Source organism: Curtobacterium sp. MCSS17_005 (genome assembly GCF_003234225.2).
GTDB lineage: Bacteria > Actinomycetota > Actinomycetes > Actinomycetales > Microbacteriaceae > Curtobacterium > Curtobacterium flaccumfaciens.
Map to the genome: position 1 here is coordinate 1,777,161 of NZ_CP126258.1, position 13,179 is coordinate 1,790,339.

Genomic DNA, 13,179 nt, shown 5'->3' on the forward strand with positions numbered 1-13,179 from the left:
CGGTCAGTTGACGATCTCGCCGCGTTCCTCGGGTGGGAGCGCGACGAGCCGTTCCCGCCACCGGCGCAACGCCTCCGGGGTGAGCCGTGTCCACCCGGTCTCCTCGCCGACCACGCGGAGCGGGAGGGCACTGCGGTACGACCGGGTCGGGTTGCCGGGGAACTTCTTGTCGGTCACGTTCGGGTCGTCCTCGAAGGGGCCGGTCGGCTCGACGCGGTACACACGCGGCTCGCGGTCGCCGGGCACGAGCTCGGCCGCGAGTTCGGCCGCGAGCCCTGCTCCGTCGCGGGTCGCCGTGAAGTAGACGTGGTTCATCACGACGTCGGGGCGGTAGTTCGAGCGGAAGCCGGGGGAGAGGAACTCCCCGGGCCGCAGGGCTGCCACTGTGCCGTGCCAGAACGGACCGGTCTCGACTGCTGCTGCCATGGCGTCAGCCTACGAACGGCTCAGCGCCTGCGTCCGACCAGCGCGCGCCACCGCGGCTGTTCCGAGACGACGACGGCGACGCTCAGGGCGGTGACGACGATCGCGACCGCCGTCGGCCACAGGACCCAGGCTGCAGCGACCGCCCCCACGAGGTGCGCGAGGACCGACGCGATGGTGACCGCTCCCGGTGCCGCGACCGGCGGGTCGCCGCCGGGGCGGTCACCAGGGGTCCCGAACACCGCGGGCGGCACGACGAGGACCAGGACGGCGGCGATCGCGAGCACCGGCGAGTGGGGCCAGAGCGCCCAGGGAATGGCCACCCACGCGACGAGCTCCGCCAGGAACCGCAGACCGCCACGGAGCGGGTCGTGACCGACAGGCCTCGACGGGCGCGCCGCCGTGGACACGGTCACCGTGTCGTCGCGGCACGGAAGCCGCGATCCAGGAAGTCGACCATCCACGCAGCACTCGCATCGACGTCCGTGTCCATCTGGAACCCACCGGACGCCTCGATCGTCGCGAACCCGTGCAGGACGCTGCGGAGCACCCGGAGCGCGTGGATCTCGTCGGCCGGGTCGAGCGGGTAGTCGCGAAGCGCCGCGGCGAAGGACGCCAGGGTGCGGCCGAGAGCGACCGCCAGGGGGTCCTCGGCGCCGGTCGGCCGGATGCTGACGGCCGCCTGGTACCGCGCCGGGTGCTCCCGGACGCTCCGGCGCACGGTCTGCACCGCCGCCTCGAGCGCACTCCGACCACTGCGCCCCTGCATGGCGTCGCGGAGCGCGTCACCGAGCTCGTTCGCGCCGAGGATCGCGATCCTGCGGGTGAGGTCGCCGAGCCCGTCGACGTGCTTGTACAGCGACGGCGCCTTCACCCCGAGGCGGTCGGCGACGACGCTCATGCTCAGCTGGGCCAGGCCGATCTCGTCGGCCAGCGTCGCCGCGGCCTCGGTGACGGTCGCCGGGTCGAGCCCCGCCCTAGGCAACGGGACCTGCGACGGGGAGCGTGCGGGCGAGGAACGGCAGCAGCAGGGCGAGGAGTGCGGCCGGCGTCTCGGTGTGGGGGTAGTGGCCGGCACCGTCGATCACGGCGAGTTCGCCGAGGCCGTCCGGCAGGTCGGCGAGGATCCGCTCGCCCTCGGCGCGGGGCACGGCCCAGTCCGGATCGGCACTGCCCTCGACGACCAGCACGGGGCACCGGACGGCGCCCAGCTGCTCGCCGGCGTCGGCGGGGGACGTGCGGGTCATGGCACGGAGGACCGCCATCCGTTCCGGTTGCCGCAGGGTCGTCTCGATGCGGCTGCGTTCCGTCGCCCAGTCGGCGGGCTTGGTGGGCACCGCGATGTCGAGGTACGCGAGCCAGCCGGGCAGGCTGCCGCTCGTCATGACCCGCGCGAGCTGGACGGTGCCGGCGCGGTGTCGGCGGTTGCGCAGCAGTCCGCCCAGGTCGACGGACTGCTTGCGCGTGAACGGCGCCAGTTCGACGATGCCCGCGACCAGGTCCGGTGCGGTGGCTGCGGCGATGGTCGCCGCGCCCCCGCTGATGGACTGCCCGACGACCACGGCCGGGCCACCGAGGTGGCGGGCCACGGCGACGAGGTCACGTGCGATGTCGGTGCGCTGGTAGCCGTCCCACCCGGTGCTCGAGTCGCCGCAGCCGCGGAGGTCGACGTTCGCCACCCGGTAGCCGGCCGCGACGAGCTCCGGTACGACGAAACGGTAGGCGTGCCGGCTGTCGCCCATGCCGTGGGCGAGGACCACGAGCGGGCCTGTTCCGGAGAGGTCGTAGGCGACCGTGCCGCCCTCGGTGTCCAGGTGTTCGAGCATGACGTGGCTCCTTCGGCTACGGGTAGTAACTCAGAGGCTAATACCCGTAGCCGACGTTGGCAAGGGGCAGTCGTCACGCATCCAGGTCGAGCGTCGTCGACAGCTCGGGGAACGCCTGCGCCTGGTCGACGAGCTGCTGTCCCTTCTGCACGATCCCCGCCACGCTGTCCGCGCCGGCGGCGAACCGCAGCGGCGGCTCGGGCATCGCGATCAGCGTCAGCAGCACCTGCGCGAGCTTCGCGGGGTCGCCGGACTGGTTGCCCCGCATGCCGCGGAAGAACTCCTTCGACCCGGCCGAGAGCGGGGCGTAGTCGTCGATCGCGACGTCGCCCCAGAAGGTCGAGTCGCCCTCGGCCAGCAGGTCGGTGCGGAAGAAGCCGGGCTCGACCACGGTGGTGTGGATGCCGAAGGGCGCCACCTCGTCGTGCAGGGCCTCCATCCAGCCCTCGAGCGCGAACTTCGACGCCGAGTAGGCGCTCCCACCGGCGCCGGCGACGATGCCAGCGGTGGAGCTGATGCTGATGACGTGCCCGGAGCGCTGCCGTCGCATGACCGGGAGCACGGCACGCGTCACCGCGAGCGCCCCGAAGAAGTTCGTCTCCATCTGCGCGCGGAACTGCTCGGCCGAGATCTCCTCGAAGTACCCGGCCTGGAAGCTCCCGGCGTTGTTCACCAGGACGTCGACTCCGCCGAAGTGGTCGGTCGCGGCGTCGACTGCGGCTCGGACCGACTCCGGGTCGGTCACGTCGAGCGCGACGGCGAGCAGGCGCTCGTGGTCGCCGAGGACGGCGCGGACCCGCTCGGGGTCGCGTCCGGTCGCCACGACCCGGTGCCCGGCGTCGAGGGCGGTCCGGGCGAAGTCGGCGCCCATCCCGCGGCTCGTGCCGGTGATGAGGACGGTGCTGGTTCCGGTCATGGTGTTCCCTTCGTTCGTGGACACCACCATCGAAGCCCCACCACCACCCGCCCAGTGAGGCTCCGGCGAAACGGGGTCCAGCTGAACTTCCCTGTGCGCCGGACCATGCCCCTACCGTCGGTCCGTGACCACGACGACCTCCGACCTCCCCACGACCGACCGGGCCACCGACGGTCGACTGCCCTGGTTCCCGCTCGCCCTGCTCGCCGCGATCGGGTTCCTCCTCGTCGCCATGGAGACGATGCCGGCCGGGCTGTTGCCCGCGATCGCCGACGGGATGGGCACGAGCGAGGGCACGGTCGGCCTGTTCGTCAGCGCGTACGCGATGGGCACGGTCATCGCGACGGTCCCGGCGATCGCCCTGACCCGCGGGTTCCGCCGCAAGCCGCTCATCGTGGCCGCCATCGCCGTGCTGCTCGTCGCGAACACCCTGACCGCGTTCGCGCCGAACGTCGCAGTCGCGCTGGTCACCCGGTTCGTCGCCGGCGCGATGTCGGGGACGATCTGGGGCATGTTCGCCACCTACGCCCGGCGGATCAGCCCGGCCCGCTCCGCCGGGGTGTCGCTCGCGATCGTCTCGACGGGCGCGCCGGTGGGGTTCGCGCTGGGCACCCCGCTCGGGTCCTTCATCGGCAACGCCCTGGGCTGGCGGTCGTCGTTCATCGGGCTGAGCCTGGTCGGCGTGGTGGTCCTGGCACTGATCGCGCTGTTCGTGCCGGATGCCCCCGGGCAGACGAGCGGCGCGAAGCTGTCCGTCGTGCGGGTGTTCCGGATCCGCGGCATCGCGGTCATCCTCGCCGTGATCGCGACGTGGATGGTGGCGCACAACACGATCTACACGTACATCTCGCCGTACCTGCGGGCGACCGGCACCGACCTGAGCGCCGGGCTGGTGCTGCTCGTCTACGGGATCGCCGCGATCCTCGGCGTCGTCGTGACCGGCGCGCTGCTCGACCGGCACCCCCGACCCCTGCTGCACGGCAGCGTCGGCCTGTTCGTCCTGGCGGGCGTGGTGCTGCTCGTCGGGCACACGTCGCCGGTCGCGGTCCTGGTGGCCGCGGGCCTGTGGGGCATCGGCTTCGGAGGGTCCTCCACGCAGCTGCAGGCCGCCCTGACGACCGCCGGCGGCGAGGACGCCGACGTCGCGAGCGCGTTCCTGCCGGTCGCGTTCAACATCGCGATCTTCGCGGCCGGCCTGTTCGGCGCCGCCCTGCTGACTGCCTTCGACGGGCTGGTGCTCGCCGTGGTGATGATCGTGTTCGGGGCGGTCGCGGCGCTCCTCACCGTCATCGGCCGCGGATCGGCGTTCCCCGCGAAGCTCTGACGCGATCGACGACCGCGACCGCGACCGCGACCGCAACCGCAACCACGGGCTGCGATCATGTCCGGGTGCACCACGACGAAGTCCACCCCCGCCCGGACGTCACGACCGTCGAGATCATCGGCGGCCCGGAACCGGTCACCGTGACCCTGCACCCAGCCGACAGCGCGTGGGCTGCGGTCTTCGCGGACCACCGGCGACGCATCCTGGAGGCCCTCCCCGGCTCCGGCACGGACGCCCCGGTCGTCGAGCACATCGGCTCCACGGCCGTCCCCGGCCTGGCAGCAAAACCCATCGTCGACATCGTGGTCGTCGTCGCCGACATCACCGCCGAGGCAGCGTACCTCGACCAGCTCCTCGCCGCCGGGTACGAGCTGCGTGTCCGCGAGCCGGGCCACCGTCTGGTCCGGACGCCGGCCCGCGACGTCCACGTGCACGTCTACGAGCGGGGCGCGACGGCGGTCGACGAGTACCTGCTCCTCCGGGACCACCTGCGCGCCGACGCCGACGACCGGGCACTGTACGAACGGACGAAGCGGGAGCTGCTCGACCGGCGCTGGGACGACATGAACGCCTACGCCGACGCGAAGACGGCCGTGATCACCGTGATCACGGAGCGGGCGCGACGGAGCCGCGCGTCCTGAGACGCGCCGCTCAGGCGATCGCGAGTCCGGCGAGCAGGTCCTGCACCCGGGCGCGCACGTCGTCGCGGATCGGCCGGACGGCGTCGAGGTCGAGCCCCGCGGGGTCGGTGAGCTCCCAGTCCTCGTAGCGCTTGCCTGGGAACACCGGGCAGGCGTCCCCGCACCCCATCGTGATGACGACGTCGGCGGCACGGACGGCGTCGGTGCTGAGCAGGGCCGGCTGCTCGCTCCGGATGTCGATGCCCTCCTCGAGCATCGCCGCGACGACCACGGGGTTGAGCTGGTCGGCCGGTTCGGAGCCGGCGCTCCGGACGTCGACGTGGCCACCGGCCAGGTGCTGCAGGAAGCCGGCGGCCATCTGGGAACGGCCGGCGTTGTGGACGCAGACGAACAGGACGGTGGGCATGCGGGGTGCTCCGATCAGAGGACGACGGCGCCGAGCAGGCCGGCTCCGATGACGACGGCCCACGGGGGAGCGGACCAGCGGGTGAGGGCGGTGAAGGCGGCCACGGCGAGCGCCAGTGCGGGTGCCGAGCGGACCCCCTCGGTGATCACCGGGTCCCAGAGCGCCGCGGCGAGGAGCCCGACGACCCCCGCGTTCACGCCGGCCAGCACGCGCCGGGCCCACGGCAGGGCACGGAGCACGTGCCAGAACGGCAGCGCGCCGATGACCAGGAGCGCCGCCGGCAGGAAGATCGCGACGAGTGCCACCGCCGCGCCGACGAGCCCGCTCGGACTGCCGTCGGCGACGGCGCCGAGGTAGGCGGCGAAGGTGAACAGCGGCCCGGGCACGGCCTGTGCGGCGCCGTACCCGGCCAGGAAGTCCGCGTGGCCCACCAGGTGCGTGGCCACGGTCTGTGACTCGAGCAGCGGCAGGACGACGTGGCCGCCGCCGAAGACGAGCGAGCCCGCCTGCGCGAAGACCCCGAACAGGCGAACGGCCCCGGTGCCGCTCGCGGCGACGGGTGCCGCGACGAGCAGGGCGGCGAACGCGACGAGCGCCGACACGGCGACCCAGCGGGGGAGGCGCACGGCGATCTGGGAGCCGGCGTCCTCGGTGTCTCCGACGTCCTCGACCGGGCCGACCACCCGACCGAGCCACAGCACGCCGACCACACCGCACACCGCGATGACCGCGACCTGCGCCGCCGGGCCGGGGACGAGCAGCACCACGATCGCGGCGGCGGCCGCGATGGTCGCCCGACGGCGGTCCGGTGTGAGCGAGCGCGCCATGCCGAGCACCGCCTGCGCCACCACCGCGGCGGCGGCGGCCTGCAGCCCGAGCAGCCACCCGGCGCCGGCCAGGTCGGGCGTGCCGGACACGAGCAGGGCGAACGCGACGAGCAGCATCGCGGACGGCAGGGTGAACCCGCACCACGCGGCGAGGAGTCCGAGCAGTCCGGCGCGCTGCAGCCCGAGTGCCATCCCGACCTGGCTCGACGCCGGTCCGGGCAGGAACTGGCACAGCGCGACGAGGTCGGCGTAGGCGTCGTCCCGCAGCCAGCGGCGACGCACCACGAAGGCTTCACGGAAGTACCCGAGGTGCGCGACCGGCCCGCCGAACGAGGTCAGCCCGAGCCGCAGGAACACCAGGAACACCGATCCCGCGGACGACCGCAGGGGCTCGGGGCTGGTCGTCACCCGCTCATCTTGACGACGGCAGATGGTTCAGTCAACATTGAACCGATGAACACCCGGCGGCAGGACCTCGAGCGGCGTGCGGCGCAGCACGCGGCCCTCGGCGACGTCGCCCGCCTGGCGATCGTCGACCTGCTCGCCGCGTCCGACGCCAGCCCGAGCGAGGTGCGGGCCGCCCTCGGGATCTCGGGGCCGCTCCTGGCGCACCACCTGCGCGTCCTCGAGCAGGCCGGTCTGGTCACGCGACGCCGCTCCGACGGCGACGGGCGCCGCAGCTACCTGCACCTCGAACCGAGCGGTGTCCCGCACGGTTCGGCAGCGGTGCCGAGACCGGTGTCCCGCGTGCTGTTCGTCTGCACCGGCAACTCCGCACGCTCCCCGTTGGCCGCGGGCGTCTGGGCGCAGGTCAGCGAGATCGGCTCGCTGTCCGGCGGGACACGTCCCGCGGCCGCCATCGCCCCCGGGGCGGTCGCCGTCGGGGAACGCCACGGCCTGGACCTCGGCCGCCACGTCCCGCGTGCCTTCCGCGACCTCGTCGCCGACGGCGACCTGGTCGTCACGGTCTGCGACCGTGCGCACGAGTCGATCGACGGCGGCGGCAGCCTGCACTGGTCGCTGCCGAACCCCTCGCGCATCGGCACGCCGGACGCGTACGAGGCCACCTACGCGGACCTCCGGTCCCGCGCCACCGCGCTCGCTGCGCGCCTCGCCGCCTGACGCGGCCCCACGAACGGAACGCCCCGATGAGATCCCCCCTCCTCATCGGGGCGTTCTCCTTGCTCGACCGCCTGCTGACTGGAGGCGCGGGGCGGGCCCGCACCGTGCCTCCCGTCCGTCCCGTGGTGCGCCCAGGGCGGCGCGCGCGTTCCTGGGAACGCCGGATGTGAGGTTGGTTTACGTTCTCGGCCAACGGGGCAGGCAGGGGCCCCGAGGGCGAGGGCGGCCGCATGACCTGGGTCAGGGACACCATCATCGAGCACCCCGAGATCGCCGTGTTCCTGGCGCTCGGGGTCGGGTTCTTCGTGGGGCGCTTCAGCTACCGCGGCATCGGTCTCGGGGCCGTGACGGGCACCCTGCTCGCCGGCGTCGTCATCGGCGCGGTGCTCGGGGACGACCTGCAGGTGGACCCGATCGTCAAGCAGGTCTTCTTCCTGATCTTCCTGTTCTCGCTCGGCTACAAGCTCGGCCCGCAGTTCGTCGCGGGGCTGAAGGGCTCCGGGCTGCCGCAGGCGGTCTTCGCCGTCGTGCTCGCGGTGGTCGGTTTCGGCACGACGATCGTCATCAGCAGCATCCTCGGCTACAACCCGGGTCTGGCCGCCGGTCTGGCGGGCGGCGGGCTGACGCAGTCGTCGATCATCGGCGTCGCGCAGGACTCCATCGCCGGACTCCCGGTGAGCGACGCGACGGCGAAGGCGTGGAGCGACCTGGTCCCGGTGGCGTACGCGGTGACCTACATCTTCGGCACCGTCGGCGCGGCGCTCTACATCTCCCTGGTGGCCCCGCGGTTCCTCGGCATCCGCGACCTGCCCGCCGCCGCGCACGACCTGGAGCAGCGCCTCGGGGTGCACGACGACAACCCCGACGTCACGTCGGCGTACCAGCAGGTCGTCCGTCGCGCGTACCGGCTGACGTCGGCCTTCACGCCGCAGACCGTCGGCGAGTTCGAGCAGGCCTCGGACGCCCGCGTCGGTTCCCGGGTCTTCATCGCCCGGGTGCGGCACGGGGACACGATCGTGGAGCCGCACCTGGACCAGACGCTCGCCCCCGGCGACGTCGTGGTCGTCGCCGGCCACCACGCGGCGATCATCGAGGACGACCTGGCCGCGTTCGCGGTCGAGATCGACGACCCGGCGCTGCTCGACGTGCCGATCGAGGAACTGTCCGTCGTCGTGACCAACAAGGCGGTCGTCGGCCGGACCGTCGAGGAGCTCCGGCACACCGAACGGGCCCGGCAGATCTTCCTGAAGGGCATCAGCCGGGGTGGGCACGCGATCCCGTTCGGCCCCGACACGGCCCTGCACGCCGGTGACGAGCTGCGGGTCCAGGGGCCGTTGCCGTTGCTGGAGCAGGGGATCCGGTACGTCGGGTTCCCGGAGCGGACCGACCCGAAGACCGACATGGTCACCGTCGCCCTGGGCATCACCGTCGGTGCCGTCATCGGTGTGCCGTCGATCACGGTGGGCGCCGTGCCGCTGTCCCTCACCACCAGCGTCGGCGCGCTCGTCGTCGGGCTGATCCTGGGCTGGCGACGCTCGAAGAGCCCCACGTTCGGGCACGTCCCGCCCGGCGCACAGTGGTTCTTCGAGACCGTCGGGCTCACGCTCTTCGTGGCCGTCGTCGGCATCAACGCCGGGCCGGGCTTCATCGACGGGCTCGCGCAGTACGGCGTCCAGCTGCTCGTCGCCGGGGTCGTCGTCACCCTCGTGCCCCTGGTCGTCATGACCTTCGTCGGCCGGTTCTTCTTCCGGAAGACCGACCCCGTCCTGGTCCTCGGCATGCTCACGGGTGCACAGACCACCACGGCGGCGGTCGGGTCCCTGCAGGAGACGGCGAAGAGCAGTGTGCCGCTGCTCGGCTTCACCGTCCCCTACGCCATCGGCAACATCGTCCTCAGCATCGGCGGCGCCGTCGTCGTCGCGATCACCGCACACTGACCCCGCACAAGGAGCACCACATGCCCGTCGCCAGCGTCTCCCGCGAGCAGATCGCGCGCCTGCAGCAGCTGTCCCCGTTCGAACTCAAGGCCGAGCTCCAGCGCATCGCTGGCGAGCACGAAGCACGCACCGCGTTCCAGATGCTCAACGCCGGCCGCGGCAACCCGAACTTCATCGCGCCCACCCCACGCGAGGCGTTCTTCGCCCTCGGGCAGTTCGCGCTCACGGTCTCGCGTGAGAACCGGGAGTGGGACCCCGAACTCGTCGGCGTGCCGCAGAAGGACGGCATCGCCGAACGCTTCGGGTCGTGGCTGACCGAGCACGACGGCGAACCCGGGGTCGACCTGCTGCGCAGGGTGCTCCGGCACGGGGTGGACGACCTCGGCTTCGCACCCGACTCCTTCGTCTGGGAACTCGCGGACTCCGTGATCGGCGACCACTACCCGGAGCCGGACCGGATGCTGCACCACGCCGAGCAGATCGTGCACGAGTACCTCGTCCAGGAGATGTGCGCCGGGGAACCGCCGGCGCAGCCGTACGACCTGTTCGCAGTCGAGGGCGGCACCGCGGCGATGTGCTACGTGTTCGACTCGCTGCTCGAGAACCGGCTGATGCACCGCGGCGACCGGATCGCCCTGATGACGCCCATCTTCACCCCGTACCTCGAGATCCCCGCGCTGGCCGACTACGACCTCGAGCAGGTGCACCTGCACGCCAGCACCGTGGACCGGGACGGCTTGCACACCTGGCAGTACCCGCCGGAGGAGATCGACCGGCTGCGCGACCCCTCCATCAAGGCCCTGTTCGTCGTCAACCCGACGAACCCGCCCTCGGTCCGCATCGCCCAGGAGACGCTCGACGCGATCGCCGACGTCGTCGCCACCGACAACCCCGAGCTGACGATCATCACCGACGACGTCTACGGCACCTTCATCGACGGCTTCCGCTCGCTGATGGCCGAGGTCCCGCGGAACACGATCGGCGTCTACTCGTTCTCGAAGTACTTCGGCGCGACCGGCTGGCGGCTCGGCGTCGTGGCCGTCAACCGGGACAACGTGTTCGACGAGCGGCTCGCCGCACTGCCCGAAGCGGACCGGTCCGCCCTCGACGCCCGGTACGGCACCCTCTCCCTGCACCCGCGCGACATCCGGTTCGTCGACCGGCTCGTCGCCGACAGCCGCTCGGTGGCGCTCAACCACACCGCCGGGCTGTCACTCCCGCAGCAGTGCCAGATGCTGCTCTTCGCGGCCTACGCCGTGCTCGACGACACCGACCACTACAAGCACCAGGCGCAGGGGCTGATCCGGCACCGCCTGGAGCTGCTGCTCGACGGCATGCAGGTCACCCTGCCCGAGGACGTCAACCGGGTCGGCTACTACGTGGAACTCGACGTGCTGGCCTACGCCGAACGGCTGCGTGGGCCGGGCATCGGGGCGTTCCTCCGCGAGCACTACGAACCGACCGACATCCTGTTCCGGCTCGCCGACCAGACCGGCATCATCCTGCTGAACGGGGGCGGGTTCGACGGCCCCGAGTGGTCGGTCCGGGTGTCGCTGGCGAACCTGCGCGACGAGGACTACACGCAGATCGGCCGGAGCCTGCGGGCGATCGGCAAGCAGTACTTCGACGAGTGGCGCGACGAGCAGGGCGCCGGAGCCGGCGCCGACGCCGACGCCGACACCGAGGCCGACGCCGGTCGGGCGGCCCGGCCGTGACGGCGCGGGTCCGCGGCCGGGCGGCGCTGCTCGGCGTCGCCGCGCTGCTCGTGCCGGCGGCCCTGGTCACGCCGACGGCCCTGTTCGCGACGGCGCCGGCAGCGGCGGCCGACGTCCCGCCCGTCAACCCCGTCACCGTGCCGGTGGACGGGCACCCGGCGAACCAGGGGTTCCTGGTCTTCGTCGAGGGCGACGTCGAACTCGCCGCCGACGAGGCCGAGGGCACGCTCGCCGCCGGTGGTGACCTGGCCTTCGAGACCAGCTACAACGTCGGTGCGGGCAACCCGCCCGCGAACGCCCTGACGCTGCCGGGGGAGAGTCGTCCCACCTTCCTGTACGTCGACGGCGGCATCCGGTTCCCGTCGGCGCAGTCGGCCGTGCTCCGCGTGCTGAACGGCGGGTACGCCCACGTCGGTGACACTGCGAGCTACGACGCCTTCGACACCGACCAGAACGGCGCGACGATCGACTACCGGCTCGCTCCGGAGGGCACCACCGCCGAGACGTTCCCCCGCATCGAGGGGACCACTCGGCAGCCGGCGAGTTCCGTCCCGACGATGGCCGACCCGTCGGTGCTGGACTTCGCGTCGTCGTTCACCCGCTACCGGTCGCTGTCCGCCGACCTCGGGACGTGCCCGGTGACGACCGTGCTCCACGATGCCGCAGGTGCACCCCTGGCGACGCCGATCGCGCCGGGGACGGCCGCGTACGCCGACGTCCAGCCCGGCGTCACGAACGTGCTGACGGTGGCCGCCGAGGACCTCGACGCCCTCGACCTGCTGACCTTCGACGGTCTGCCCGGCCCCGGATCGCCGCTCGTCGTGAACGTCACCGGGACGACCTTCGACGGTTCCGTCCCGAACCTCGCGAACCTGACGAACGCCCACGCACCGTTCGTGCTCTGGAACTTCCCGGACGCGACCACCGTGCACGTCACCGGTGCCGACGTCCTCGAGGGCACGATCTACGCTCCCCGCGCCGACCTGCGGTGGGACGTGACGCAGAACGTCGAGGGCAACGTCGTCGCGGCGTCGTTCACGCACGGGGTCGCGACCGCCGCCGGGCCGGTGCCACGTGAGATCCACGGGTTCCCGTTCTCGACGACGGTGTCGTGCCTGTCGACCGACGCGGTCGAAGGAGACCTCACCCTGGTCAAGCAGGTCGTCGGCGGCGACGCGGACCCGGGTGACTGGACCCTGACCGCGAGCGGACCGACCACGGTCTCCGGCACGTCGGGCAGCGACGCGGTGACGGGCCGACCGGTGCCGCCGGGGGACTACACGCTGACCGAGTCGGGCGGCCCCGACGGCTACGAGGCGGGGGACTGGACCTGCACCGGCGCGCCGGTGACGGACGGGGTGGTCACCGTCGCGGACGGCGACGACGTGGTCTGCACCATCGTGAACACGGCGGTGTCGGACGGCGGCAACGGCGGCGGCAACGGCGGCGGCGGCGGTGGCAACGGCGAGCCCGGTGGCGGTGGCGGGTCCGGCACCCCGACCCCCGGCCCGGGCGGGACCGGCGCCGGCAACCAGGGCGGCGACGGCGGACCCGGCACGGGCGGTGGCGTCGACACGGCGCCGATCGCCGGCGTGGAGCCCGGCGGCGGGACCGGGAGCCTGGCCGCCACCGGCGCCGATCCGCTGCCCCTCACGCTGCTCGCCGTGGCGATGCTGACCGCCGGGGCGACGCTGACCGTCGGGGCGACGCTGACCGCCGCGCCCCCGCGTGGCCGTCGTGTCGACGAGCCGGGCCCTGGTCGGTGAGCGCGGCGATGGATCGGGGACGGGTCGGTCCTGTCCGGTTCCGGCGGATTCTGTACACGTCTGAGCCGTGGTCGTCGTACAGTCGCGGGAAGCTACCCCGTCGGACCCTACCGGCGGGTGCCCGACCCCCCGTTACCGGGCTGGCCTCGTCATGACCACCGCGTCGAACCCGACGGCGTCGTAGCGCGAGGACGTCTGCTCCTGACCCGAACTCGTGGCAGACGTCCTCGCACCTTCCCACCACCGTCGACGGACGGCACCGACGGGTGTGTCGAC

13 protein-coding genes are annotated in these 13,179 nt (G+C 72.7%); 6 read left to right on the plus strand and 7 right to left on the minus strand.

The window, feature by feature from the left end:
• Nucleotides 1–3 precede the first annotated feature (3 nt).
• From arr to DEJ20_RS08595, 5 genes are all read right to left on the minus strand, one after another.
• Nucleotides 4–426, minus strand: coding sequence for an NAD(+)--rifampin ADP-ribosyltransferase (gene arr / locus DEJ20_RS08575; protein WP_111235137.1), 423 nt, complete (start codon nt 424–426; stop codon nt 4–6).
• 20 nt (nt 427–446) lie between these two features.
• Nucleotides 447–746, minus strand: a complete 300-nt coding sequence (locus DEJ20_RS08580) for a hypothetical protein (protein ID WP_258377144.1) — start codon at nt 744–746, stop codon at nt 447–449.
• An 89-nt stretch (nt 747–835) separates the two neighbouring features.
• Nucleotides 836–1,408, minus strand: a complete 573-nt coding sequence (locus DEJ20_RS08585; RefSeq protein ID WP_111235135.1) for a TetR/AcrR family transcriptional regulator — start codon at nt 1,406–1,408, stop codon at nt 836–838.
• A complete protein-coding gene (locus DEJ20_RS08590; protein WP_111235134.1) occupies nt 1,401–2,249 on the minus strand; it encodes an alpha/beta fold hydrolase in 849 nt (282 codons plus the stop codon). The genes DEJ20_RS08585 and DEJ20_RS08590 overlap by 8 nt, the downstream gene beginning before the upstream one ends.
• Nucleotides 2,250–2,322: 73 nt before the next feature.
• The gene (locus DEJ20_RS08595; RefSeq protein ID WP_111235174.1) at nt 2,323–3,165 is read right to left on the minus strand and encodes an SDR family oxidoreductase; all 843 of its coding nucleotides are present in this window, start codon (nt 3,163–3,165) and stop codon (nt 2,323–2,325) included.
• Nucleotides 3,166–3,289: 124 nt separating this feature from the next.
• Between DEJ20_RS08595 and DEJ20_RS08600 the strand changes: the two genes are divergently transcribed.
• Nucleotides 3,290–4,489: an MFS transporter gene (locus DEJ20_RS08600; RefSeq protein WP_258377143.1), complete on the plus strand. Its 1,200-nt coding sequence runs from the start codon at nt 3,290–3,292 to the stop codon at nt 4,487–4,489.
• A 65-nt stretch (nt 4,490–4,554) separates the two neighbouring features.
• Entirely contained in the window at nt 4,555–5,130 is a 576-nt protein-coding gene (locus DEJ20_RS08605; protein WP_111235132.1) for a GrpB family protein, read from the plus strand.
• A gap of 10 nt (nt 5,131–5,140) precedes the next feature.
• Here DEJ20_RS08605 and DEJ20_RS08610 read toward each other — a convergent pair whose 3' ends face one another.
• A complete protein-coding gene (locus DEJ20_RS08610; RefSeq protein ID WP_111235131.1) occupies nt 5,141–5,536 on the minus strand; it encodes an arsenate reductase ArsC in 396 nt (131 codons plus the stop codon).
• Nucleotides 5,537–5,550: 14 nt separating this feature from the next.
• Nucleotides 5,551–6,771, minus strand: coding sequence for a chromate efflux transporter (chrA, locus tag DEJ20_RS08615; protein ID WP_111235130.1), 1,221 nt, complete (start codon nt 6,769–6,771; stop codon nt 5,551–5,553).
• A gap of 45 nt (nt 6,772–6,816) precedes the next feature.
• Here chrA and DEJ20_RS08620 point away from each other — a divergent pair, with 45 nt between their 5' ends.
• The 4 genes from DEJ20_RS08620 to DEJ20_RS08635 all read left to right on the plus strand — a co-directional run bounded on the left by DEJ20_RS08620 (nt 6,817) and on the right by DEJ20_RS08635 (nt 12,903).
• Nucleotides 6,817–7,485 (plus strand): arsenate reductase/protein-tyrosine-phosphatase family protein, encoded by a 669-nt coding sequence (locus tag DEJ20_RS08620; protein WP_111235129.1) that lies wholly within the window; start codon nt 6,817–6,819, stop codon nt 7,483–7,485.
• Nucleotides 7,486–7,715: 230 nt separating this feature from the next.
• Entirely contained in the window at nt 7,716–9,422 is a 1,707-nt protein-coding gene (locus DEJ20_RS08625) for an aspartate:alanine exchanger family transporter (protein WP_111235128.1), read from the plus strand.
• A 20-nt stretch (nt 9,423–9,442) separates the two neighbouring features.
• A complete protein-coding gene (gene aspD, locus DEJ20_RS08630; protein ID WP_111235127.1) occupies nt 9,443–11,137 on the plus strand; it encodes an aspartate 4-decarboxylase in 1,695 nt (564 codons plus the stop codon).
• Nucleotides 11,134–12,903 (plus strand): collagen-binding domain-containing protein, encoded by a 1,770-nt coding sequence (locus tag DEJ20_RS08635; protein WP_181431521.1) that lies wholly within the window; start codon nt 11,134–11,136, stop codon nt 12,901–12,903. The genes aspD and DEJ20_RS08635 overlap by 4 nt, the downstream gene beginning before the upstream one ends.
• Nucleotides 12,904–13,179: the final 276 nt, after the last annotated feature.

Excerpts from the sequence above, each read along its gene's own strand:
- arr (WP_111235137.1), bottom strand. The coding sequence starts at position 426 with ATGGCAGCAGCAGTCGAGACCGGTCCGTTCTGGCACGGCACAGTGGCA.
- DEJ20_RS08620 (WP_111235129.1), top strand. The coding sequence starts at position 6,817 with ATGAACACCCGGCGGCAGGACCTCGAGCGGCGTGCGGCGCAGCACGCG.
- aspD (WP_111235127.1), top strand. The coding sequence starts at position 9,443 with ATGCCCGTCGCCAGCGTCTCCCGCGAGCAGATCGCGCGCCTGCAGCAG.
- DEJ20_RS08590 (WP_111235134.1), bottom strand. The coding sequence starts at position 2,249 with ATGCTCGAACACCTGGACACCGAGGGCGGCACGGTCGCCTACGACCTC.
- DEJ20_RS08595 (WP_111235174.1), bottom strand. The coding sequence starts at position 3,165 with ATGACCGGAACCAGCACCGTCCTCATCACCGGCACGAGCCGCGGGATG.
- DEJ20_RS08625 (WP_111235128.1), top strand. The coding sequence starts at position 7,716 with ATGACCTGGGTCAGGGACACCATCATCGAGCACCCCGAGATCGCCGTG.
- DEJ20_RS08610 (WP_111235131.1), bottom strand. The coding sequence starts at position 5,536 with ATGCCCACCGTCCTGTTCGTCTGCGTCCACAACGCCGGCCGTTCCCAG.